The sequence below is a fragment of the Bradyrhizobium sp. CCGB12 genome (assembly GCF_024199845.1).
Classification (GTDB): domain Bacteria; phylum Pseudomonadota; class Alphaproteobacteria; order Rhizobiales; family Xanthobacteraceae; genus Bradyrhizobium.
In genome coordinates this window covers 3,851,050-3,878,034 of sequence record NZ_JANADO010000001.1, presented here as the reverse complement: position 1 = coordinate 3,878,034, position 26,985 = coordinate 3,851,050, and the positions used below count along the sequence as shown (strand labels likewise).

The 26,985-nt window shown below is 66.5% G+C and carries 5 protein-coding genes; all 5 read left to right on the top strand.

The features are described 5' to 3' along the window. Positions 1–2: 2 nt before the first annotated feature. The 5 genes from NLM27_RS18440 to fhuB all read left to right on the top strand — a co-directional run bounded on the left by NLM27_RS18440 (position 3) and on the right by fhuB (position 26,981). A complete protein-coding gene (locus NLM27_RS18440) occupies positions 3–6,554 on the top strand; it encodes a non-ribosomal peptide synthetase (RefSeq protein ID WP_254144659.1) in 6,552 nt (2,183 codons plus the stop codon). Then, positions 6,547–22,986, top strand: coding sequence for a non-ribosomal peptide synthase/polyketide synthase (locus NLM27_RS18435; protein ID WP_254144658.1), 16,440 nt, complete (start codon positions 6,547–6,549; stop codon positions 22,984–22,986). Before NLM27_RS18440 ends, NLM27_RS18435 begins: the two co-directional genes overlap by 8 nt. A gap of 4 nt (positions 22,987–22,990) precedes the next feature. Beyond that, positions 22,991–23,971: an alpha/beta hydrolase gene (locus NLM27_RS18430; protein WP_254144657.1), complete on the top strand. Its 981-nt coding sequence runs from the start codon at positions 22,991–22,993 to the stop codon at positions 23,969–23,971. 84 nt (positions 23,972–24,055) lie between these two features. Continuing rightward, positions 24,056–24,988 (top strand): ABC transporter substrate-binding protein, encoded by a 933-nt coding sequence (locus tag NLM27_RS18425; RefSeq protein ID WP_254144656.1) that lies wholly within the window; start codon positions 24,056–24,058, stop codon positions 24,986–24,988. Continuing rightward, positions 24,975–26,981 (top strand): Fe(3+)-hydroxamate ABC transporter permease FhuB, encoded by a 2,007-nt coding sequence (gene fhuB, locus NLM27_RS18420; RefSeq protein WP_254144655.1) that lies wholly within the window; start codon positions 24,975–24,977, stop codon positions 26,979–26,981. The genes NLM27_RS18425 and fhuB overlap by 14 nt, the downstream gene beginning before the upstream one ends. The last annotated feature ends 4 nt before the right edge of the window (positions 26,982–26,985 follow it).

Sequence of the window (26,985 nt, the reverse complement as noted above, 5' to 3'; positions counted from 1 at the left end):
GCATGGCTGACACGGCAAAGCCGAGTTTGCGAGATCTGGATTCCGCGCAGATGAGGAAGCTCGTCTCGCTCGCCAGGGACCGCGGGAGGAATGCCGGCAGGAGTGGAGCTGAAGCGATTCCCGTGGTGGCGCGCGACGGATCACTGGAGATGTCCTTTGCGCAGCAACGGCTTTGGTTGTTGGCGCAACTCGATGGTGCCAATTCCAGCTATCACATTCGAGGCGCGTTGCGGCTCTCGGGCGAGCTCGACGTCGAAGCGTTGCGGCGGAGCGTCGACCGCGTATTCGCGCGCCACGAAGCGCTGCGCAGCGTCTTTCGCGTGGTTGACGAACAGCCACGTGTGATGCTGCTGCCCGCTCACGAACGCGTGCCCCTGCTCGAAGAAGATCTGCGTGGCCGGGACGACCGCGAGCAGGAGCTCGCGCGCCTCTGCCGCGAGGAGGCTGCGACGCCGTTCGATCTCGCGGTGGGACCGTTGATCCGTGGCCGGCTGATCCGGACGGAAGAACGGGAATATCTCTTCCTGCTCACCCAGCATCACATCGTGTCCGACGGCTGGTCGATCGGTGTGCTCGTGCGCGAGCTGGGTGCTCTCTATCGAGCTTTCGCCGCCGGCAAGGACGAGTCGCTGCCGCCATTGGCGATCCAGTATCCCGACTATGCCGCCTGGCAGCGGAAATGGCTGTCCGGTGAGCGATTGCAGCGGCAGGTCGACTATTGGAGACAGGCGCTCGCGGATGCCCCTGCCGTGCTCGAATTGCCAACGGACAGGCCGCGGCCGCCGGTCAGGTCACTCGCCGGGGCGTCCTTCCCGATCGAGATCGATGCGGAGCTGGCATCCGGCGTCCGGCGGCTGGGCCAGTCGCACCGCGCCAGCCCATTCATGATCGTGCTGGCGGCCTGGGCGGCGGTGCTGTCGAGGCTCTCCGGGCAGACGGATATCGTGATCGGTACGCCGACCGCCAACCGAAACAGGCCCGAGATCGAGGGCCTGATCGGGTTCTTCGTCAACATGCTGGCTGTCCGCGTCGATCTCTCGGCCGAGCCCAGCGTCGCCGAACTGCTCCGCCGCGTGCGCGCCGCGGCGCTTGCCGCGCAGGATCACCAGGATCTTCCGTTTGAGCAGGTCGTCGAGATCGCTCAGCCGCTGCGACGGCTGGAGCAGACGCCGGTCTTTCAAGTCGTGTTCGCCTGGCAGAGCAACGAGACGATGGCCATCGAGCTGCCCGGCCTCAAGGCCGAGGCCGCCGATATCCCGCTTCAGCAGATCAAATTCGATCTCGAGCTTGGCCTCGGCGAGATGGACGGACGTATCGTCGGCTCCCTGAACTATGCGACGGCGCTGTTCGACGAGGCGACGATCAGGCGCCACCGGGACTATCTGTTGTCTTTGCTACGGGCCATGGTTGCCGATGCGGACCAGGTGCTCGATCGCATTGATATCGTTGGTGCGGAGGAGCGCAGGCGCGTTCTCGATACATGGAACGAGACCGCCGCGCCGTTTCCCTCCGAACGCTGCATTCATGAATTGTTTGCGGAGCAGGCGAGAAGGACGCCGGAAGGCGTCGCGCTGGTGTACGATGGCGTTCGCCTGAGCTATGGCGACCTCGATGCCAGAGCGAGCCGGCTTGCGCAGCGCTTGATGGCCTTGGGCGTGGTGCCGGACCAGCCTGTCGCAATCTGTCTGCCGCGCGGCATCGCCATGGTGGTGAGCCTGCTGGCCGTGCTGAAGGCGGGCGGTGTCTACCTGCCGCTCGATCCCGCCTATCCGGCGGAGCGGCTGCGCCAGATTGTCGACGACGCCAGGCCGAAAGTGCTGATCGCTGACGAAGCGGGAAGCGCGATATTCGCGCACGGGACCTGCGAGATCGTCGACCCCCAAACGAGCGCAACCGCCGTCGCAGCGCAGGCGGATCCGACCGACTTTGTCAAAGGACTGACCTCGCGAAGCCTCGCTTACATCATCTACACCTCCGGCTCGACCGGCAGGCCGAAGGGGGTGATGATCGAGCACCGTGGCCTGGTGAATCTGGCGTTGGCGCAACAGACGCTATTCGAGGTCAGTTCGCACAGTCGCGTCGTGCAATTTGCATCGTTCAGCTTCGATGCCAGCATCTGGGAAATTGTCATGGCGCTGTGCTCGGGCGCCACGTTGTTTCTGGCCGGCTCGCGAGAACATCAGGACACCTCGGAATTGCTCGGGTTCCTCGCCGAGAACGCGATTACGCATGCGACCTTGCCGCCGGCGATGCTGCACGGGCGTGCCGATCTCGACCGCTTGGCCTCGCTGCGGGTTCTGGTTCTCGCCGGTGAATTGCCCAGGGCCGAGCTGATCAAGGGATTGCCTCCCGGCACCGCTGTCTTCAACGGCTATGGGCCGACGGAGGCAACGGTCTGCGCCACGAGCTGGCTGCGGCCGCCGGGCTTCGACGGCGACGCTGCCCCGATCGGTCGCCCGCTGCCGAATGCGCGGATCTATCTTCTGGACCGCTTCGGTGCTCCCGTTCCGCTCGGCGCGGTCGGCGAAATCTGGATCGGCGGGGTCGGGGTTGCGCGCGGTTATCTCAATCGCGCCGACCTGACGGCGGAGCGCTTCGTGCGCGATCCCTTCCACGGAGATGCCGATGGGCGCATGTATCGCACCGGCGATCTCGGGCGTTATTTGCCGGATGGCAATATCGCGTTTCTCGGCCGCAATGACCATCAGGTCAAGATACGGGGCTTCCGCATCGAGCTCGGCGAGATCGAGTTTCGGCTCAACGAGCACGCCGACGTGGCCGATTCCGTCGTGTTGGTGCAACGGGATCATGGGGGCGAGATGCGGCTGGTCGCCTATGTGGCCGCGCGTCACGGCGACGGGGCCGGGCTCGATGCCGGTGAATTTGCCGGCGCGATGCGCGAGCATCTGCGTGCGTGCCTGCCGGACTACATGGTGCCGTCAGCCTTCGTACGCCTCGATGCGCTGCCGCTTACACCGAACGGCAAGGTCGACCGCAAGGCGCTGCCGGCGCCGGAGGACGATGCGTTTGCGCGACGCCGCTTCGAGCCGCCGCGAGGCGAGGTCGAGAAAATCGTAGCGAACGTCTGGGCCGAGCTCTTGGGCGTCGAACGGATTGGGCGCAGCGACCACTTTTTTGAGCTCGGTGGCCACTCGTTGCTTGCGGTTCGCATGCTGGAGCGGTTGCAGCGGCATGCGCTGAGAGCGGATGCGCGCACGCTGTTCGCAAAGCCGGTGTTGGCGGATTTTGCCGCCAACCTCGATGGCGGCGGCGAAGCCGACATTCCGGTCAACCGGATCACGCCGCAGACGACGGCGATCACGCCCGACTTGTTGCCGCTGATCGCGTTGACGCAATCCGACGTCGACAGCATCGTGGCCGACGTTCCCGGCGGCGTCGCCAACATCCAGGACATCTACGGCCTGTCGCCGCTTCAGGATGGTATCCTCTTCCACCACCTGCTGTCGAAGGAGGGCGATCCATATCTGCTGGTTGGTCGGATGGCATTTGCCAACCGCGACCTGCTTGATCGCTATCTCGACGCGGTTCGGCAGGTGGTTGGCCGCCATGACATCTTGCGAACGTCCATCGTGTGGAACGGCCTGTCCACGCCGGCACAGGTGGTTTGGCGGCGCGCGCCTTTGGTTGTCAGCGAGGTCGTGCTGGATGGCGAAGGCCCGGCAGATGAGCAGCTCGCGCGACGGTTCGACCCGCGTCTCCAGCGGATCGATCTCGGCCAGCCGCCGCTGCTGCGATTTGCCGTCGCCGCCGATCCCGAGGGCGGGCGCTGGTTGCTCTTGGTCCTGCTGCATCACCTGATCGGCGACCACTCCACGCTCGAGGTGATGCACGACGAGGTCGGAAAGATCTTGTCCGGGCGCAGCCACGAGTTGCCGTCGCCATATCCGTTCCGGAGCTTGGTGGCACAGTCGCGCGGCTCGGCAGCAACCGTGGAGCATGAGCGCTTCTTCCGCGGCATGCTCGCCGACATCGATGAGCCGACCGCGCCGTTTGGTCTCGACCGGGTGCACGGCGATGGCGGTGGCGTTGTGGAAGCCCGGCGGATGCTGCCCGACCAGCTGAGCGCAAGGCTTCGTGCTCAAGCGCGACGGCTCGGCGTCAGCCTCGCCAGCCTTTGTCATCTCGCCTGGGGACAGGTGGTGGCGCGAACCAGCGGGCGCGAGTGCGTCGTGTTCGGCACCGTCCTGTTCGGTCGCATGCAGGCTGGCGCCGGCGGCGATCGCACCATGGGCCTGTTCATCAACACCTTGCCGCTGCGGCTCGATCTCGATGATACCGCGGTTGAGGACAGTGTTCGTGATGCACATCGCCGATTGACCGGACTGATGGCGCACGAACACGCCTCGCTGGCGCTTGCGCAGCGATGCAGCGGCGTCGCGGCGCCGGCGCCTCTGTTCAGCTCGATCCTGAACTATCGGCACAATGCCATGCCGGCCGATTTGGCCGCCGACAGGGATAGCTCCGGCATCGAATGGCTTGGTGGCGAAGAGCGCACCAATTATCCCCTGATGCTGGCCGTCGAGGATTATGGTCAAGCGCTTGGCCTGACCGCTCAGATCGTTCGCCCGCTCTCGGCCGATCGCATCTGCGCCTTGATGCAGCAGGCGCTTGATCGCTTGGCGGAGGCGCTGGACCACGCGCCGCGCGCGCCGGTCCGACAGCTCGACATCCTGCCTGCCGAGGAGCGCCAGCTCTTGCTGGGGGCTTGGAATCGGACGCAGGCGCATCTTCCGCAAGATTCGTTCGTCGCACAATTCGAGACACAGGTCCGGACGTCACCCGATGCAGTGGCGCTGGTGTTCGGCGAGACAGAGCTGAGTTACGCCGCGCTGAACGCGCGTGCCAACCGGCTGGCGCGGCGATTGCGGGACCGCGGTGTCGGGACCGATATCGTGGTCGGGCTGGCACTCGACCGCGGCGTCGAGATGCTGGTCGCGCTGCTGGCGGTGTTGAAGGCGGGCGGGGCCTATCTGCCGCTCGATCCGGATTATCCGGCGGAACGGCTGGCGCACATGCTGCGCGACAGCGGCGCGGCGCTGGTGCTGACGCAAAGGGAATTGCGCGGTCAGTTCGTCGCGGTGCTGGCAGAGACCGGGGCCGAGGCCTGGCTGCTCGATGGCGAGGGCGGGGATGCCGCCGATCTCGATGTCGCCGTGCACGCCGAGAGCCTTGCCTATGTGATCTACACCTCGGGCTCGACCGGCCTGCCCAAGGGCGTGATGGTCCGCCACGACGCCGTGACGAACTTCTTGGCGACCATGGCGGAGCAGCCGGGCATGACGGCCTCTGACCGCATGCTCGGGCTGACCTCGCTGTCCTTCGACATCGCGGTGCTGGAGCTGTGGCTGCCGTTGACGATCGGCGCCTGCGTGGTGCTGGCCGATCGTGCGGCTGCGCATGATCCTGCGCGACTGAAAGCGATGGTGGAGCGGCACGGCGTGTCGCTGATCCAGGCAACGCCATCGACCTGGCGCATGCTGGTCGATCACGACGGCGCTTCGCTGCCGGCAAGCTGCCGGGTGCTGTGCGGCGGCGAGGCGCTGCCGCCGGATCTGGCGCGGCGGCTGGTGGGGCAGGCCGGCGAGGTCTGGAACCTCTACGGCCCGACCGAGACCACGGTGTGGTCGGCCCGCCACCGGCTCGATGCGGCGGACGATCGGCCGCTGCTCGGCGGCCCGATCGGCAACACCACGCTTTACGTTCTCGACGGGGACCTCAACCTGGCCCCGGTCGGCGTGGCCGGTGAGCTCTATATCGGCGGCGCCGGGCTGGCGCGTGGCTATTGGCAGCGCGGCGCCCTGACGGCCGAGCGCTTCATCCCCGATCCGTTCGGTGCACCGGGCTCGCGGCTGTATCGCACCGGCGACGTGGCACGGTGGCGCTCCGACGGCGTGCTCGACTATGTCGGCCGTGCCGATCATCAGGTGAAGATCCGCGGCTTCCGCATCGAGCTCGGCGAGATCGAGGCGCGGCTACAGGCGCAAGATGGCGTCCGCGCGGCCGTGGTGGTGGCGCGCGAGGCCGGTGCCGGCCGCCAGCTGGTCGGCTATGTCAGCGGCGAAGCGCTGGATGGGGCGGCGCTCAAGACGGCGTTGTCCTCGATGCTCCCGGACTACATGGTCCCGGCGCGGGTCGTCGTTCTAGAGCGTTTGCCGCTGACGCCGAACGGCAAGATCGATCGCAAGGCGCTGCCGGCGCCGGATCAGCTCGCGGCGTCCATCGAACATGTCGCGCCGCGCACGCCGGCCGAGGCGGCACTGGCCGCGATCTGGGCCGATCTGCTGCGCCAGCCCAAAATCGGCGTCACCGACAATTTCTTCGAGCTCGGTGGCGATTCCCTGATCGCCGTCCAGCTCGTCAGCCGCATCAAGCGCGATCTTGGCCACGACCTGCCGCTCAACCGTCTGTTTGAAATGACGACCGTTGAAACCATGGCGGCTGCGTTGGGCCTGGGGAGCGAGACTGACAAGCGCAGCGACGACATCGCTGCGATGCTCGACATGTTGAAGGAAGTCGAACTGTCCGATGAGTGACACGGCAAGCACGCAAAAGCAGCAGCTGCGCGACATCTCACAGCGCCTGATGCGCCTTGATGCCGGCAAGCAGCGCGCATTCCTGTCGCAGCTCGGGGCAAAGGGCGTCAATCTCGCCATGCTGCCGATCGTGCGCCAGGAGCGCCAGCGGGCACCGCTGTCCTTTGCACAATCGCGCCTCTGGTTCTTGTGGCGGATGGATCCGGGCAGTGCCGCTTACAACATCTCGGCGACGGTGCGCGTGCGCGGCAGGCTGCGACCGGACGCGTTGCAACAGGCGTTCGATGCGCTCGTTGCCCGTCACGCTGCGCTTCGCACCGTGTTTCGGCAGGAAGGCGAGATAGCCGAGCAATTCATACGCGACCCGCAACCAGTCATATTGCGGCATGTGCCCCTCGACGGCGATGACCGCGAAGGGCAGGCGCGTTCGCTGGCGCGGCAGGAAGCCTCGCTGCCGTTCGATCTCGAAGCCGGCCCGCTCATGCGCGTGACGTTGCTGACGCTGAACGAGGGCGATCACTTCCTGGTCGTCAGCCTGCACCATATCGTCACCGACGGCTGGTCGATGGGGGTCCTGGTCGACGAGTTCTGGAAGCTGTACGCAGCATTTACAGGCGGTGAAACACCGGCCTTGTTGGAGCCGGAGATCGACTATGCCGACTACGCCGAATGGCAGCGGCTCTGGATGAGCGCGGTCGACGGCGAGCGACAGGTCGACTACTGGACCAGGCGTCTCGCCGATCCGGCCGTGCTCCAGCTACCGATCGACCGGGCGCGGCCGGCGGTCCCGGACCTTGCGGGGGCAGCACGCCGCATTCCGCTCGATCCGGCGCTGGCCGATGGCTTGCGCGGCCTGGCGCGGCGACACCGCACGACACTGTTCGTCGTCTTGCTGGCGAGCTTCAAGCTGCTGCTCTATCGCTACACGGGCCAGTCCGACATCAATATCGGCGTGCCCGTCGCCAATCGGCACCGCGACGAAACGCGCGGTGTGATCGGCTTGTTCGTCAACACCCAGGTGCTTCGTACGCAGATCGACGGTCGGGCTGGGATCGCGGACTTCATTGCGGCGGTCCATTCGGCCACGATCGAGGCACAGGAGAACCAGGATCTTCCGTTCGAGCGACTGCTCGAGATCCTGCAGCCCACGCGCAGCTTGAGCCAGAATCCGCTCTTCCAGGTCCTCTACAATCACCAGCGCCGTCGGGCCTCGGGCAATCCGCCCGACCGGACCGGCCTCCAGATCGAGAAGATCGACACCGAGGTCGATACGGTCAAGTTCGACCTCGCGCTCGACACCGACGAGGGGCCGTCGGGTGAAATCCGCGCCATCTTCACCTACGCGACGGCGCTGTTCGAGGCGGCGACGATCGAGCGTCTTGCTACGCATTGGACCACGATCCTGAAGGCGATGGTCAATGACGACACACAATCGGTCGCCGATGTGGCGCTGCTCTCCGTACAGGAGCTGGAGCGGCTACGCCAATGGAACGACGCGGTGGGTGGAACGACAGACACAGAGTTCACGCCGGTGCACCGGACGGTTGCACGGCTGGCTGCCGAGACGCCCGATGCGCCGGCGCTGGTCTTCGGCGACGATGAAATCACCTATGTCGAGCTCAACCGCCGCGCCAATTGCCTCGCGCACTACTTGATGCGCCTCGGCGTCCGGCCCTCCGACCTCGTCGGCGTTTCGGCACGGCGCTCGCCACGTCTCGTTGTGGCCCTGCTTGCCGTCTTGAAGACGGGCGCCGCCTATTTGCCGCTCGATCCTGAGCATCCGGTGAGGCGGCAGGCCGGCACCATGCGCGATGCCGGCGCGCGTATCGTGCTGGTCGATGCGGATGGTTCGGCATTGATGCCGCCGCCATCAGGCATCGAGGTCGTTCCGCTCGATGCGATCGACCTTGCGCGCGGGAGTGAAAGCGATCCCGAAGTCGCGGTGTCCGCGACCGGCCTTGCCTATGTGATCTACACCTCGGGCTCTACCGGCATCCCCAAGGGCGTCGCGGTCGAGCACGGACCGTTCGCGATGCATTGCGAGGTGACCGCTGGGCTCTACGACATGAACCGGCAGTCGCGCGAGCTGCACTTCCTGTCCTTCACCTTCGATGGTGCCCATGAGCGGCTCTGGACCGCGCTGACCTGCGGCGCAGCGCTCGTGATGCGCGACGCTGATTTGTGGTCGGCGGAGCAGACCATCGACGTTCTGCGTCGGCAGCGCGTCACCAACGCCGGATTCCCGCCCGCCTATCTGCAACAGCTCGCCGACTTTGCGATGTGGCGTGGCGATCCGCCACCCGTGGAGCTCTACTCGTTCGGCGGCGAGGCGATGCCCAAGGCAGGTTTCGACAAGGTCAAGCGCGCGCTCAAGCCGCGGACCTTGATCAACGGTTACGGGCCGACCGAAACCGTGGTGACGCCGCTGGTCTGGAAGGTCGATGCCAGCGAGGAGATCGACGGCAATTACGCGCCGATCGGTCGTCCGGTAGGTCGTCGCTCGGCCTACATTCTGGACGGCGATCTCAACATCGTTCCGGTCGGCGTGACCGGCGAGCTGTTCATCGGCGGCGAGGGGCTGGCGCGCGGTTACTGGCGGCGCGCCGAACTGACGGCCGCCGGCTTCATCCCCGATCCCTTTGGCGCATCGGGCGCGCGGCTCTATCGCACCGGCGATCTGGCGCGGTGGCGCGCCGATGGCGTGATCGAATATGCCGGCCGCTCCGATCATCAAGTCAAGATCCGCGGCTTCCGGATCGAGCTCGGCGAGATCGAGGCATGGCTGATGCGGCAGGTCGGCGTGCAGTCGGCTGTCGTCGTTGCCCGCGAAGCCGGCGTCAGCCGTCAGCTGGTCGGCTATGTCGCCGGCGATGGACCGTTCGACGAAGCGGCGATGCGCGCGGCACTCTCGGCCGAGCTGCCCGACTACATGGTGCCGGCCCGTATCGTACGGCTCGAGGGTCTGCCGCTCACCGCGCACGGCAAGGTGGACCGCGACGCCCTGCCGGCGCCCGAGATGCCCCCGGCGACCGCCGCACATATCGCGCCGCGCTCGGCGGCGGAGACGGTGCTCGCCGCGATCTGGGCCGAGCTGCTCGGCCAGCCCGTCATCGGTGTCGAGGACAATTTCTTCGAGCTCGGCGGCGATTCCATCATCTCGCTGCAACTCGTTGGCCGCGCCCGCCAGGCGGGCCTGCCGATCGAACCGCGCGACGTCTTCCGGCATCAGACCTTGCAGGATCTGGCGCGGGTGGCGCGGAGTGAAGGCCGGGCGGAAGATGTCGCCCCGGAAGGCGATATCGAGGGCCGCGAGCATCCGTTGCTGCCGATCCAGTTGCGGTTCTTCGGCGAGGATGTGGGGGACCGCCATCACTGGAATCAGGCCGTCCTGTTGATGCCGAAGTCGCGGCTCGATTGGCGAATCGTCGAACGTACGGTCGCCGCTCTCGTGGCCCATCACGCGGCGTTGCGCCTGCGCTTCGAGGACGTTGATGGCGTCTGGCGTGCGACCTATGGCTCGCCGCCGGCGACGTCGGAACTGCTGTGGATTCGCAGTGACGTCCGTGACGCTGCCGCAATCACGAAAGTCGCCTCTGAAGCCCAGGCCAGCCTGGCGCTGGCCGGGCCGCTGCTCCGTGTGGTCGGTATGGACATTGCGGACGGCAGCCAGCGACTTCTGGTGGTGGTGCATCACCTCGTCATTGATGGCGTGTCGTGGCGCGTGCTGCTCGAGGATTTCGCGTCGGCGTACGATCATCTCCACCAAGGCGCGGCTGCGGTCGCGCTGGCGAGGAGCGAGCCCTATGCATCCTGGGGCGCGCGATTGCAGGCTTATGGCCGCACCGACGAGCTGGCGGCCGAGCTTGGCTATTGGCTTGAACGCCAATCGCATTCCGAGTTTCCCTGCGACGATGATCATGGGGGGGTCGACCGGGTTGCCGACGGCGAGGAAATCCTGCTGACATTCGACGCGGGGTTGACCGCGCGGCTGCTGAAGGAAGCACCATCCGCCTATCGCACCCAGGTCAATGATCTCCTGCTGGCAGCGCTTGCGCGAGCCGTATCGCGCTGGAGCGGCATAGAGGATGTCGTCGTCGAGCTTGAAGGCCATGGCCGCGAGGACGTCTTCGCGGGCGTGGACGTGTCCCGCACCATTGGCTGGTTCACCACGGCTTTTCCGGTGCGCCTGCCGGGCGGTTCCGGCGACGATGCTGCGCTGATCAAATCCGTCAAGGAGGAGCTTCGCGCCGTTCCCAACCGCGGGCTGGGTTACGGCGTCCTGCGTCATCTCGGCACCGACGCACAGCGCAGCGCGCTGGAGGCGCTTCCTGAGCCGCGCATCGTCTTCAACTATCTCGGCCAGTTCGATTCCAGCATGGGTGAGAGCGCGCCGTTCCGCCTCGCGCCCGAGAGTTCCGGGCCGATGCGCAGCGAGCGCGCGCCGCTTGGCCGCTGGGTGAGCATCAACGGCCAGGTTGGCGAAGGACAATTGCGCTTGTCGTTCAGCTATGGCCGCAGGCGTTATCGGCGAGCAACGATCGAACGTCTTGCGGAGCATTATGCTGCGGCCTTGCGCGAACTCGTGGGCCACTGCACGGGTGGCGCCCGCGGTGTGACGCCGTCGGACTTCGCATTGTCGGACTTGAAGCAGGCTGATCTCGACGCGCTGGTTGCAACGATCGACTGCCGTGAACTCGAGGATATCTATCCGCTGTCGCCGATGCAGCAGGGCATGCTGTTCCATGCTCTGCGTGACGGCGAGAGCGGCAACTATGTCAACCAGATCGGCCTGGAGGTCCGCGGCCTCGATGCCGGCCGGCTGCAAGCAGCCTGGCACGAGGTCAGCGCGCGGCACGCCGTGCTGCGAACCGGATTTGCGTGGCGGGACCTGTCGGGGGCGGCGCAGCAGGTGGTCTACCGCTCTGCGGTTTTGCTCTTTGAGGAAGAGGACTGGCGCGCGCAGGCGGCCGCCATGGACGACGAAGAGCTCCGGGCCGCGCTGGCGCGCGTCTCGCAAGCCGAGCGCGCCAAGGCATTCGATTTGTCGCAGGCGCCGCTGCAGCGGGTGCGGCTGATCCGGCTCGACGACGCACGCCACTGGCTGATCTGGACGCACCACCATATCCTGCTCGATGGCTGGAGCGCGGCGCGTCTCGTGGCCGAGATCTTGCAGCACGAGCGCGGCGAGCGCTTGCCTGCCGTGAAGGGCCGCTATCGCGATTACATCGAGTGGCTGCAAAAGCAGGACCACCAGGCGTCGGCGGCGTTCTGGCGCTCCGCGCTGGTCGAATTGGAGGAGCCCAGCTTCCTCGCGGACACGCTGGGAGGGCCGGCAACCAGGGGGGCATCCGGCCATGGCTCGCTGGACCTGCTTCTCACGGCCGAGCTCACGACAAGCCTGCAAGCGTTCGCAAGGCGCGAGCGCGTCACGCTGAACACGCTGGTGCAAGGCGCGTGGGCTCTGCTGTTACGTCGCCACACTGGCCAGCGCGTGGTCTGCTTCGGCGCGACGGTATCGGGCCGACCTGCCGAGATCAACGGGGCCGAGGACATGGTCGGCTTGTTCATCAACACGCTGCCCGTCGTCGATCAGGCAAGCCCGCAAACCGAAGGAGGGGCGTGGCTGCGCGACCTCCAGGCGCACAACACGGACCTGCGCGATCACGGCTGGATGCCACTCTACGAAATTCAGCGCCTCGCCGGGCGATCCGGGCGCGCGCTGTTCGACAACATTCTCGTGTTCGAGAACTACCCGATCGATCAGGCGCTGCGAGGCGAGAGCGAAGGCGGCCGCCGGTTCGGCCGGGTCGACCAGGTCTCGATCACCAATTATGCGCTGACGGTGGCCGTGTTCGCCAAGTCCGACGGCATCAATCTGGGCTTTCGCTACGACCGCAGCCGTTTCGATGACGACCAGGTCAGATATCTGCAAGCCTCGCTGTCGCGGCTGCTGGCCAGGATCGCCGCGGACGCGTCGCGGCCGCTTGGCGTGCTCGATGGTCTCGATGCCGACGAGACGCAGAAAGTGCTCGGCTGGAGCGGCAGCGTCGAGAGGGCTCCGACATATGACGGCAGCATCGTCGCGCAGATCGAAGGGCGGGCCACGGCTTCGCCGTCGTCGATCGCGTTGGTATTCCGCGACCAGCAGATCAGCTATGGCAAACTGAACGCGCGTGCCAATGGCCTGGCGCGGCGGTTGCGAGATCACGGGATTGGTCGCGACCGGTTGGTCGGCTTGGCGCTCGAGCGCAGTGTCGAACTGATCGTCGGTGTCCTGGCCGTGCTGAAGGCCGGTGGCGCTTATTTGCCACTCGATCCCGATTACCCGTCAGATCGCCTGCTTCACATGCTGCGCGACAGTGGGGCAGCGCTGGTGCTGACCCAGGAACGGTTGCTCCCGCACCTGGCGCAGGTGATCGCGGATGCGGGCACCGAGGCCTGGACCATCGATGGAGAGGGTGTATCTCGCATCGAGGAGTCCGCCGACAACCCTGATGCCGCGCGTCATCCGGACGACTTGGCCTATGTAATGTACACCTCGGGTTCGACCGGCGTACCCAAAGGCGTGGCCTGCTCGCATCGCGCGCTTGCGGCTCGGCTCGGCTGGATGCAGGCAGAGTATCGTCTCGATACCTTCGAGACCTTGCTGCACAAGACGCCGTTCAGCTTCGACGTCTCGGTCTGGGAGATTCTGTGGCCGCTCGCGACCGGCGCGCGGCTTGCGATCGCGGCCCCGGGGGCACATCGCGAGCCGCGGCTGCTGGTGGATGCCGTCATCGCCCATGACGTGACGACGCTGCATTTCATGCCGCAGATGCTCGAGCATTTCGTGACCGAGCCCGGCGCGACACGCTGCACCTCGCTCAAGCGCCTCTTTGCCGGCGGCGAGGCGCTGTCGCTCGACCTGATGTCGCGCGTCTTCGCGGCGTTGCCCGACGTCCGGTTCGACAATCGCTATGGTCCGACCGAAGCCCTCATCAACGCCACCTACTGGAATTGCCATGACGAGGGTGCGGCGCGCGTGCCGATCGGACGGCCCATTCCCGGCGTGACGATCCGCATCCTCGACGCCGATCTGAACATGGTTCCGGCAGGCGTGACCGGCGAGTTGTTCATAGGCGGGGCAGGGTTAGCGCGAGGCTATTGGCGGCGCGAAAAGCTGACGGCGGAGCGCTTCATTCCCGATCCTTTCGGCAAGACCGGCGAGCGGCTCTATCGATCGGGAGATCTGGCGCGCTGGCGGACCGACGGTGCGATCGACTATGTCGGCCGCGCGGATCATCAGATCAAGATTCGCGGCTTCCGCATCGAGCTCGGCGAGATCGAGGCGCGGCTGCTCGCGCAGCCCGGCGTTCGCTCCGCCGTCGTGGTGGCGCGAGAGGTTGGCGCCAGCCGCCAGCTCGTTGGCTATGTCAGCGGCTCGGGTGAATTGGAAGAGACCGCGTTGCGGATGGCACTGTCGGCCGTCTTGCCCGATTACATGGTGCCGCCGAGAATTGCGGTGCTGGAGCGGCTGCCTCTGATGCCGAGCGGCAAGGTGGATCGCGAAGCGCTGCCGGTGCCCGACATGGGCTATGGAAATGCGGAACATCAGGCGCCACGCACTCCAGCCGAGACGGCCTTTGCGGCGATCTGGGCCGAACTGCTCGGCCGGTCGGCCGTCGGCCTCACCGACAATTTCTTCGAGCTTGGCGGCGATTCCATCATCTCGCTCCAGATGGTGAGCCGCGCCCGGCGCGCCGGATATTTGATCGAGCCCCGCGACGTGTTTCAGCATCAGACGCTGGAAGCTTTGGCGCTCGCGGCGCGGACCGAGCAGCGCACCGGGACGCTCGCGGATCAGGGGCAGGTCACAGGACCGCATCCGCTGCTGCCGATTCAGTCCCGCTTCTTTGCGGAAGACATGGAAAAGCGGGATCATTGGAACCAGGCGGTGCTGTTGCAGCCGAGAGATCGCCTCGACTGGGACCTGATGCGGCGCGCACTCGCCGCCGTGGTCGATCATCATGACGCGCTGCGCCTCCGCTTTGAGGAGAGCCAGGGGGGCTGGCGCGCCGAGCACGGTGCTGCTCCGGCCGCGGATGCGCTGCTCTGGGTCCGGGGCGCGGCGGACCGGGACGCCGTGACGGCGCTGGCATCCTCGGCGCAGGCAAGCCTGTCGATCTCCGGCGGGGTGCTGTTGCGGGCGGTCGGGATAGATGTCGCCGATGGCAGCCAGCGCTTTCTGATCGTGATCCACCATCTGGTGGTCGACGGCGTGTCATGGCGCATTCTGCTCGAGGACATCGCGGCCGCGTACGCGCAGCTTGCGCAGGGCGATGCCACGGTCGCGCTTCCGCCGAAGAGCCACGCCTACGCCCTTTGGGGACAGCGCTTGCAGGCTCACGCTGCATCGCCAGAACTGGCGACGGAACTGTCCTACTGGACCGGCCGCGGCGCGAATGCGGAGATTCCCTGCGACGACGATCATGCCGGCATCGATCGCATTGCGGATGCCGATGAAGTCCTGCTGTCGTTCGATGGCGAATGGACGCATCGGCTGCTGACGGATGCGCCGTCGGCCTACCGCACGCATATCAACGACCTTCTTCTTGCCGGCCTCGCACGCGCCGTCTGGCGGTGGAGCGGGCAGGATGATGTTCTGGTCGAACTGGAGGGGCATGGCCGCGGGCACCTCTCTGGCGATCTCGACCTCTCGCGCACGGTCGGCTGGTTCACGACGGCCTTTCCGGTGCGGCTGGCCGGCGGCTCGCAAGAGTCCTCGCTATTGATCAAGGCCGTGAAGGAGGAGCTCCGCGGCATTCCCGGTCGCGGGCTGGGTTACGGCGTATTGCGCCATCTTGGCTCCGAAGAGCAGCGCATGGCGCTGTCGAATGTCAGTGAGCCGAAGATTGCCTTCAACTATCTCGGCCAGATCGATGGCGGTGTCGATGAGGCGGCGCTGTTCACGATGGCGGCGGAAAGCGCCGGTCCGTCGCGCGATGCAGCAAGCGCGCTACGACGCTGGCTGAGCGTGAACGGCACGGTGCGTGATGGCCGGCTACAGCTGTCGTTCGGCTTCGGTCGCAAGCGCTATCGGCGCGAGACGGTCGAACGACTGGCCGCCTTGTACGAGGCTGCATTGCGTGAACTGGTCGATCACTGCACCGGCGGCGCCTGCGGCCTGACGCCGTCCGACGTGGCATTGTCGGGGCTCGGTCAGGCCGAGCTCGACCGGCTCGCGCTCGATTGGCGCGAGATCGAGGACATCTATCCGTTGTCGCCGATGCAGCAGGGCATGTTGTTTCATGCGATGCACGACGGTGAGAGCGGGCTCTACGTCAATCAGGTCGCAGCGGAGATCCGCGGCCTGGACGCAGGAAAGCTGCGCCGCGCCTGGCAGGCGGCCAGCGATCGCCATGCGGTGCTGCGGACCGGGTTCGTCTGGCGTGATTTGTCCGGCGCGCCGCAACAGGTCGTCTATCGACGGGCTGAAGTGCCCTTTGCCGAGGAAGACTGGCGGGCGCGGGTTGCAGCATGGGACCAGGCGCAATTGGACGCGGCGCTGGCCGACATCTCGCGGCAGGAGCAGGCCGCGGGATTCGACCTGTCACGGCCGCCCTTGCAGCGGGTCCGCTTGATCCGGCTCGGTGACAAAAGGCATTGGCTGATCTGGACGCACCATCACATCCTGCTTGACGGCTGGAGCTCGGCGCGGTTGATCGCCGAGGTGATGCGGCACAACGGCGAGGGACGTCTGCCGGCATTGCAGCACCGTTATCGCGACTACATCGCGTGGCTGAAGAGCCGCGATGGCGACGCGTCAATGGCGTTCTGGCGCAATGCGATGGCAGGATTGGACGAGCCGAGTTTCCTGGCCGACGGCCTGGCCGAACGGGCGGGCACGGAATCGTCTGGCCACGGCATGCTTGCGCTGGAGCTCGATCCTGCCCTGACTGGACGGTTGCAGGAGTTTGCGGCGCGCGAGCGGATCACGATGAACACGCTGGTGCAGGCGGCATGGGCGCAGTTGCTGCGACAGCAGACCGGGCAGCGCACGGTTTGCTTCGGTGTCACCGTATCGGGCAGGCCGCCTGAGCTCGCCGGCGCCGAAGAGATGGTCGGCTTGTTCATCAACACGTTGCCGGTCGTCGACCGTGTCAGCCCGCAGCAAACTGTTGGAGCATGGCTGCGCGAATTGCAGGATCGCAATCTGGCCTTGCGCGACTTCGGCGCGACGCCGCTCTACGAAATCCAGCGCCTGGCGGGGCGTCCCGGACGGCCGCTGTTCGACAGCATCCTCGTGTTCGAGAATTACCCGGTTGATCACGCGCTGAACGGGACGAATCGGCAGATCCAGGTCGGCGAGACCCGAATCGTCGAGACCAGCAATTATCCGTTGTTCGCAAGCGTCGGCGTCGATGACCGCCTGCGCCTCGTCTTCAACTATCAGCGCAAGCATTTCGACGAGGCACAGATCGCGCGGTTACAGCGGGCCTTTGTGCGGCTGATGGAAGCGCTGAGCATCGATGCCGATCGACCGGTCGGCATGATCGCGGCCCGCGATCCCGCGGATGTCGTCCTGCTCGCACGGGCGAACGACACGCGACGAGATCAACCGCGCGAGGGAATTGTCGCACAGTTCGAGACACAGGTCCGGAAGTCGCCCGAGGCGGTGGCGCTGGTGTTCGGCGGGACGGAGCTGAGTTACGCCGCGCTGAACGCGCGTGCCAACCGGCTGGCGCGGCGATTGCGCGATCACGGCGTCGGGACCGATACCGTGGTCGGGCTGGCGCTCGACCGCGGCGTCGAGATGCTGGTCGCGCTGCTGGCGGTGCTGAAGGCCGGCGGGGCCTATCTGCCGCTCGATCCGGATTACCCGCCGGAGCGGCTGGCGCACATGCTGCGGGACAGCGGCGCGGCGCTGGTGCTGACGCAAAGGGAATTGCGCGGTCAGTTCGCCGCGGTGCTGGCAGAGACCGGGGCCGAGGCCTGGCTGCTCGACGCGCAGGACGGCGAGGGCGGGGATGCCGGCAATCTCGATGTCGCTGTTCACGCCGAGAGCCTTGCCTATGTGATCTACACCTCGGGTTCGACCGGCCTGCCCAAGGGCGTGATGGTCCGCCACGACGCCGTGACGAACTTTCTGGCGACCATGGCGGAGCAGCCGGGCATGACGGCCGGCGATCGTGTGCTCGGCCTGACCTCACTGTCCTTCGACATCGCCGTGCTGGAGCTGTGGCTGCCGCTGACGATCGGCGCCTGCGTAATGCTGGCCGATCGTGCGGCTGCGCATGATCCTGCGCGGCTGAAGGCGCTCGTGGCGCGGCATGGCGTGTCCTTGATCCAAGCGACGCCATCGACCTGGCGCATGCTGGTCGATCACGACGGCGCTTCGCTGCTGGCAAGCTGCCGGGTGCTGTGCGGCGGCGAGGCGCTGCCGCCGGATCTGGCGCGGCGGCTGGTGGGGCAGGCCGGCGAGGTCTGGAACCTGTACGGCCCGACCGAGACCACGGTGTGGTCGGCACGTCACCGGCTCGATGCGGCGGACGATCGGCCGCTGCTGGGCGGCCCGATCGGCAACACCACGCTGCTCATTCTCGACGGCGATCTCAACCTGGCGCCGGTCGGCGTTGCCGGCGAGCTCTATATCGGCGGCGCCGGGCTGGCGCGCGGCTATTGGCGACGCGCCGCCCTGACGGCGGAGCGCTTCATCCCGGATCCGTTCGGTGCACCGGGCGCGCGGCTGTATCGCACCGGCGACGTGGCGCGGTGGCGCTCCGACGGCGTGCTCGACTATGTCGGCCGTGCCGACCACCAGGTGAAGATCCGCGGCTTCCGCATCGAGCTCGGCGAGATCGAGGCGCGGCTGCAGGCGCAGGATGGCGTCCGCGCGGCCGTGGTGGTGGCGCGCGAGGCCGGTGCCGGCCGCCAGCTGGTCGGCTATGTCAGCGGCGAAGCGCTGGATGGGGCCGTGCTCAAGACGGCGTTGTCCTCGATGCTCCCGGACTACATGGTCCCGGCGCGGGTCGTCGTCCTGGAGCGTTTGCCGCTGACGCCGAACGGCAAGATCGATCGCAAGGCGCTGCCGGCGCCGGACCAGCTCGCGACGTCCATCGAACATGTCGCGCCGCGCACGCCGGCCGAGGCGGCACTGGCTTCGATCTGGGCCGACCTGCTGCGCCAGCCCAAAATCGGCGTTACCGACAATTTCTTCGAGCTCGGTGGTGATTCCATCATCTCGCTGCAAATGGTCAGCCGCGTGCGGCGCGAAGGCGTGCTCATCGAGCCGCGCGATGTGTTCCGGTATCAGACGATCGAGGCGCTTGCGGCGTTGTCGCGCGACGTCGGCCCCGGCAGGAACGAGGCATCAGAACGCGGCTCGCTCGCGGGATTGTCCAGCGAGCAGCTCGAGCGGCTTGGTCTTGACTGGAGCCGCATCGAGGACGTCTATCCGTTGTCGCCCATGCAGCAGGGCATGCTGTTTCACAGCCTGCGCGATGCCGGCAGCGGCGTCTACGTCAACCAGGTAAGTGTCGAGATCCGTGGCCTCGACCCCGAACGCCTCCGCAAAGCCTGGCGCGAGGTGAGTGCGCGCCATCAGATGCTTCGGACCGGCTTCCTGTGGCGCGAGCTCTCCGGCTCTCCGCTGCAAGCCGTCTATCGCGACGTCGTCACGCCGTTCGAGCAGGAGGACTGGCGCGGTCAGACGACCGACGACGAACGGATTGCGGCAGCCCTTGCCGAGGAGCGCGCCGCCGAATTCGATCTCCAGGCGCCGCCGCTCCAGCGGGTGCGGCTGCTGCGGCTCCAGGACGACTTCTACCGGCTGATCTGGACCTATCATCACATTTTGATGGACGGCTGGAGCTCAGCCAGGTTCGTCGGAGAAGTCCTGGAGTGCTATTACGGCGGCGCTCCCGCTGGGAACGCGACGCGCTATCGCGACTACATCGCCTGGCTGCTGGCGCAGGACGCCGGGGCTGCCGAAGCTTTCTGGCGCGAACAGCTCAAGGGCTTCGATCAGCCGACGCAACTCGCCGACGCCTTCGGTGCGCGCCGCCATCAGGCGTCCGGCCACGAACGCTGTTACACGCGTCTCGAAGAGACGGCGACCGCGGAGCTGAAGGCGTTTGCGCGTCGCGAGCGGATCACATTGAACACCATCGTCCAGGGCGTGTGGGCGCTGCTGTTGCAGCGCTATACGGGCCAGAGCACCGTCACCTTCGGCGTGACGGTGGCCGGTCGCCCGGCCAGCCTCGACGGATCGCAGCAGATGCTCGGACTCTTCATCAATACGCTGCCCGTGATCGAAACGTTTACGCCCACCAGTTCAATCGGAAAATGGCTGCGGGCGCTTCAGGATCGCAATGCGGCGATCCGGGATTACGAGCATACGCCGCTCTATGACATCCAGGGCTGGGCCGGCCGCGCCGGTCAGACGATGTTCGACAGCATCATCGTCTTCGAGAACTATCCGATCGAACGCAGCATGCACCGCGGGGCCGGCGCGTTGCAGTTCAGCGGCCTGAAGAATGTCGACGTGACGAACTATCCGATGGACCTGTCGGTGCTCGTCGAAGATACGCTTCAGGTCGAATACACCTATATGCCGAGCCATTTCACCGCGGCGCAGGCGATTCAGGTAAAGACCCAGTTCGAGCATTTGCTGGCAGCGCTGACGCAGGACGCGACGGCTTTGCTCGGCGGCATCGATCCCGTCACGGAGGTCGACACGGCGCTTGCGGATCGTTGCAATCGCAGCGCCACGTCAAGTGCTCCGATGCCGGCGGTGCACGCGGCGATCAGCAGTCATGCGCGGCGCCATCCGGAGCGAACGGCGCTGACCATCGGCAGCTCGGTGCTGTCGTTCGGGGACTTCGAGCGCAGGGCCAACCGCCTGGCCCATCACCTGATTGCCCGCGGGCTCAGACCCGAGCAGCGTGTCGGCGTGGTGGTCGAGCGAACCGAGATCACGATGATCGCGCTGCTGGCCGTGCTCAAGGCAGGCGGTGCTTACGTTCCGCTCGATCCTGAGCTGCCATCCGAGCGGCGTGCGTTCGTCATGCGCGATGCCGCAATTGCGTTGCTGTTGACCGGACGGCTCGAGATCGAGGACAACCCGGATGGTGTCGAGAGAATCTCGCTTCCCACATTCGATTTCGACGCAGGACCCGACCATGCGCCGCAACTCGAGCTGCATCCAGAAAACCTTGCCTATCTGATCTACACCTCGGGCTCGACCGGGACCCCGAAGGGCGTCGCCGTCGCGCATGGGCCGCTGGCGATGCACTGTCACGTCACGGGCAGTCTCTACGAGATCGACGAAAGCTCCTGCGAGCTGCATTTCCTGTCGTTGGCCTTCGACGGCGCCCATGAGCGCTGGCTGACGGTTCTGTCGCATGGCGCGCGGCTGTTGATGCGTGACGCCGAATTGTGGACGCCGGAGCAGACGGTTGAGCAACTGCACGCCCATCGCGTCAGCCATATCGGATTGCCGCCGGCCTATCTCCAGCAGGTCGCGGAATGCGTCGAGCAGAACGGCAACCCGCCGCTGGTCAAGCTCTATTCGTTCGGCGGCGAGGCGATGCCGAAGGCCGGGTTCGACAAGGTCAGACGCGTTCTCAAACCGGGCATCCTGATCAATGGTTATGGCCCGACCGAAACCGTCGTTACGCCGCTGGTCTGGAAGGTCGATGGCACGTCCGAATGCGACACGCCTTATGCGCCGATCGGCGTCCCCGTCGGCGATCGCCGCGCCTACATTCTCGATGGTGCGCTCGACATCATTCCTGCCGGTGTCGCCGGCGAACTCTATCTGGGCGGCTTCGGGCTGGCGCGCGGCTATCACGGCAAGGCCGGCATGACAGCGGAGCGGTTCGTGCCTGATCCATTCTCGGCAGTGCCGGGAGCGCGGCTCTACCGCACCGGCGATCTGGCGCGATGGCGCGAAGACGGCACCGTCGAATATCTCGGCCGCAGCGACGACCAGGTGAAGGTCAACGGCTTCCGGATCGAGCTCGGAGAGATCCAGACCTCGCTGCTTCGCTTTGAGGCGGTCGCGCAGGCGGCGGTCGTGGCGGTGCCGGGCGCGTCCGGAAATCAACTCGTCGCTTATGTTGCGCCGAAGTCGGCCGGCGATGCCGCGCCCGATGCGGCCGAGGCGCTGGCCGAGCGCTTGACCGGCTTCCTGAAGCAGATCCTGCCGGCCTATATGGTGCCGGCACGGATCATGGTGCTGGAGCGGCTGCCGACATTGTCGAGCGGCAAGATCGACCGGCGTGCATTGCCGGCCCCCGACGCGACGATGCGAAGCTTCGTCGCGCCGCAAGGCCAGGCAGAGACGGCGATGGCGCGTCTGTGGTCCGAGATTCTGAAGGTGCCGCAGGTCGGCGTGACCGACAATTTCTTCGAGCTCGGCGGAAATTCGATTCTGTGCCTCAAGGTCGTGGCACGGCTCCGCCAGGACAAAGCGTTCGGAATCGAGATTAAATTGCGTGACCTGCTTCAGAAGCCGACGATCCGCGCGCTGCTCGCCGGCCGCGCCACCGCGGCATCCGCCGTCGCGCCGGCGCCATCGGCGCTGCTGCCGTTGAATGCTGGGGTTCGCGGCGTCGATCCGGTGTTCTGCGTGCATGGCGGCTTCGGCACGGTGTTCGACTATGGGCCGCTGGCGCGCCGCCTCGAAGGGCGGCGGCAGGTGATCGGCCTGCAGTCGAGGATGCTGGTCGATCCGTCGTGGACCGACAGCTCGCTCGAAGCGATGGCCGTGGACTACGCGGCGGAGATCAGGCGGATGCAGCCACGCGGCCCCTATAGCTTGGTCGGCTGGTCGCTGGGAGGGCTTCTGGCCAGTCTCGTCGCGGCCGAACTCGAACGCGGCGGTGCGCGCGTCGATTGTCTTGCCATGGTCGACAGCTTCGTGCCGCGGCAGCCGGATGGATCGAGCGGGCAAGAGACGATCGCTCACTGGGCCGATGACCTCGCCGGATTGTTGTCGGCGGTTCTTCCGAATGCTGCGGCCTCTGGCATCAAGGCCAAGGTCGAGGCAGCGAAGGGCGCCGACCTTGCGGAGACGCCGGAGAGCATTCGCGATCTTGTCGCGGCGATCATGGAGCAGGACAGGAGAGTGCGGGCCGACGACGCATCGCTCGGCGCGGACGACCTATCCGCCGCCTTCGCCGTCGGACGGCATCTCAACAGGCTGGCGCAAAACGCCACGCTGCCGCGTGGCCTCGAAGCCACGCCGCTCTGCTGGTGGACGTCGGTTCGCCTGGCGCAGCGCGATCGGCTGAGCGTGCAACTGCCGAAGGCAATCGACCGCGGCGTCGCAGGTGACAACCATTTCACGATCCTGAAGCATGCCGGCCTGCTCGACGAGATCTGCGGCCTGCTCGTGCCGGCGACGGCGTCGACGACCACGCAGGACACGGTTCCGGAACCGGCGGAGTAAGCCCTTGAGTCTCGATCCAGACATTGCCGCACTGCTCGAGATGGTGCAGGCCGGTACCGAAAGCGGCGCGCGCATTCCATTTCCGCAATTGACCGCTGCGCAGGCGCGGGCCGACTTCGATGCGTCCTCGCCGCTGCTCGATGTCGATCCGCCGGCGCTCGCCTGCGAGCGGCGTCTTGCGCTGCCGACGCGGGATGGCGCGACGATCGAGGCGCGGCTCTACGCGAGCGAGGCGCAGAGCGATCGCAATCCGGTCCCGGTCCTTCTCTACATGCACGGCGGCGGCTTCGTCGTCGGCAGCCTCGATTCGCATCAGCCATTGTGCCGCGGTCTGGTCGAGGACAGTGGCGCGGCCGTGCTGTCGGTCGGCTACAGGCTTGCGCCGGAGCACAAGTTTCCGACCGCCTTCGAGGACGCCGTCGATGCGCTGGCCTGGATCGGCCGCGAGGGCCGCGCGATCGGGCTCGATGCGCGCCGCGTTGCCGTCGGCGGCGACAGCGCCGGCGGGACGCTTGCCGCCGCGCTCGCGATCGAAGCCCGGACAAACAGGGATCTTCCGCAGCCGGTGCTTCAGGTTCTCGCCTATCCCGGCCTCAGCTCCCGGCAGACCTCCGCGTCCTACGACCGATATGGCACCGGCCATCTCCTGGAGCGCAGCACCGTCGATTGGTTCTTCCGGCAATATCTCCGCGACGATGCCGATCGCGACGATTGGCGCTTCGCACCGCTCGCCGTGAAGGATTTATCGGGCTTGGCTCCCGCGTTCATCGTCCTCGCCGAGTTCGATCCCTTGGTAGATGAGGGGCGCGACTATGCGACACGCCTCAGCGCGGCCGGCGTTCCCGTCGACCTGCGCGTCTATCCGGGCATGATCCATGAATTCCTGCGGATGGGGAATGTCGTGGCCGATGCCTTGCAGGCGAGGGCGGCGATCGGGCAGGCGCTGGCCGGTGCTTTTCGCTCCGCTGGAGAAAGGGCGGCTTGATATGGAAATGCGGCGTGAACGAGGGTATGTCATGACTGTCATAGTCCCGCGGCCTCTCTGCAAGGGGCTCCTGAAACGCATCCCATGAGCAAATTTGTCCCAGACCACAGGCTGTCCCGCCGCGCGTTTCTCGGCACGGGTGCGGCGATTGGCGGAGCCGCACTTGCCGGTGCATGGCCGATGGCATTTGCCCAGACCGGCGGGCCGCAATCCGGGCTCCGCGTTGCCGCGCTCGGCTGGGCCTGCGCGCAGACGATACTGGCGCTCGGCGTGGTGCCGCTGGTGATTCCGGAAATCGAACGCTATGGTCGGCTCGTCGTCGAGCCGGCCATTCCGTCCAGCGTGCAGGAGATCGGTCTGCGCTCGGAGCCAAATCTCGAGCTGCTACAGAGCTTCGCGCCAGACGTCATCGTCATCGATCCCAGCATCGCGGCCGCCACACCCCGCCTCAAGCTGGTCGCGCCGGTCGAGATGTTCACGATCTTCAGACCCGGCGGGCATCCTCTCGACACGGCACGCCGTTCGACGATGGAGCTTGCGAAGCGTCTCGGGGTGCAGGGGGCGTGCGAAGCCTATTTCGCGCGCTTCGACGTCGCCATGGCCGACTACCGTGAGCGGCTTCGAGACCGCGGAGGTACGCCGCTCTATCTCGTCAGCGAGATCGCGCGCAATCGTGCGCTCGTGTTCGGTCCGAACAGCCTCTATCAGGAGGTGCTCGATCAGTTCGGATTGAAGAATGCCTGGACCGGACAGAGTGGTCCGTGGGGATATACCAGTGTGGGGCTCGAAGTGCTCGCCGCGGTTCCGGACGCGCGACTGGTCCTGATGACCTCGCGGGTCGCCGACGTCGAGGCCTTGCTGAAGGCAAGCCCGGTGCTCCAGACCCTGCCGTCGCTTCGGTCGCATCGGCTGACGGTCCTGGGCAATCAGTTCTTCTATGGCGGCGTGCCGGCGGCCGAACGTTTCGCCCGTCTTCTCGCCGAACGTCTGCCGCGGGAAACTCATGAGCAAGGTTGATGCGCTGCCGGCGCGGTCCGGCTTCGACATGCATCCGGTGATACTGATCGGGTTGTTAGTGGCGGCCGCGGCCGCGCTCACGTGGCGCAATCTGTCCGGATATCTGCCCGCCGGCGCTTGGTTGCCGGTGTTGTGGCGGCCCGAGATCACCGATCCGCAGCAGATGCTCGTGCACTACACCGTGTTTCCGCGCGTCGCGGTGGCGCTGCTGGCCGGCGCAGCCCTCGGTCTCGCCGGCACCGTCTGTCAGCAGGTGCTGCGCAATCCGCTCGCCGAACCGAGCACCATCGGTGTCCTGAATGGCGCCTATCTGGCGCTGGCCGTGACGACGCTGTGGGCGCCGTCGCTGCTGGCCTTCGGCCGGGAGTCGATTGCGCTGTTCGGCGGATTCGCCGCGTTCCTGTGCGTGTTCGGGCTGACCTGGAAACGTGCGCTGTCACCCGTCGTCCTGGTCCTCGCGGGGTTGATCGTCAGCTACTACTGCGCTGTGACCACCCAGGCGCTGGTGTTGCTCAACCACGAATATCTGATCGGGCTGTTCATCTGGGGCGCCGGTTTCCTCAACCAGCAGGACTGGAGCAACGTCACGTTCCTGGCGCCGCGGCTCCTGATTTCGATCGTCCTGATCGCGGCGATGGTTCGTCCGCTGACCTTGCTCGGCTTCGACGACGAGACCGCGCGCAATCTGGGTCTCGGATTGACGAGAGCACGGGTCTGCGCGCTCGTCATCGCGATCGCGCTCAGCGCTTCGGTGGTCAGCGTGGTCGGCGTCATGGGATTTGTCGGCCTGTCCGCACCGGCTATCGTCATGCTGTCAGGCGCGCGCCGCTTTCGCGACCGGTTGATCTGGGCGCCTCTTTGCGGTGCCCTGCTGCTGTGGCTGACGGATCAACTGGTGATGTTGATTCCGCCGGGGTATCGCGAAATGCCGGCCGGCGCGGTGACGGCCCTGATCGGCGCACCGATGTTGCTCGTGTTGCTGCCACGGCTGCGGGCCGCCATGCCGATGGGAAGCCTTACGCCATCCGCCCCGCCGCGTCTCGATCACCCCTGGCGCGTGATCCTGTTCGCGCTCGCCTTGCTGCTGCTCGCCGTCTGGATCGCGCTCGCCCTCGGGGTCGGCTCAGACGGCTGGCATTGGAGCGGGCTGTCCGGCTTGCAGGAATTCTGGCCGTGGCGCTGGCCGCGCGTGGTGTCGGCGCTGGCCGCGGGCGCGACGCTGGCGGTCGCCGGCACGCTGCTGCAACGAATGACCGGAAACCCGATGGCTGCGCCGGAGGTCATGGGCATCAGCTATGGCGCCGCGATGGGCGTGATCGTTCTGCTCTATCTCTTTCCCGCGCACACACGGCTGGCGCAGATCGCGGCGGCCGGGATCGGCGCCTTCATCGTGCTGGCGCTGGTGCTGCTGTTCAGCAGGCGGTCCGAGTTCAGTCCGGAACGCGTGCTGCTGGCCGGCGTCGCCATGAGCGCGGCGTTCGGCGCGGTCATCGCCATGGCGCTGGCGACCGGTGATCCACGCATCGGCACGTTGCTGTCGCTGCTGACGGGGTCGCTCTACCAGATCGGTCCGGCCGAGGCCGCGATCCTTGCCGCTGCGGCGCTCATTCTGCTGATCATGGTGCCGATGCTGTCGCGCTGGCTCGACATTCTGCCGCTCGGACCGGCAACCTCGCGATCGGTCGGCATCTCGCTGGCGAGGAGCCGCATCATCATCATGCTGCTGACGGCGCTGCTGACGGCAACGGCGACGCTGATGGTGGGTCTTCTGAGCTTGGTTGGATTCATCGCGCCACACATGGCGCGGATGATGGGCGCGCAGCGCGCGCTGCATCAGGCGGCGCTGGCCGCGCTGATCGGGGCGACCTTGATGGTTACGGCGGATTGGGCCGGACGCATGGTGATCTTCCCGTTCCAGATGCCCGCCGGCATTTTCGCAATGATGCTTGCCGGGCCCTATCTCATCTGGCTGCTGCGGCCGCAGCGCGGCTGACCGC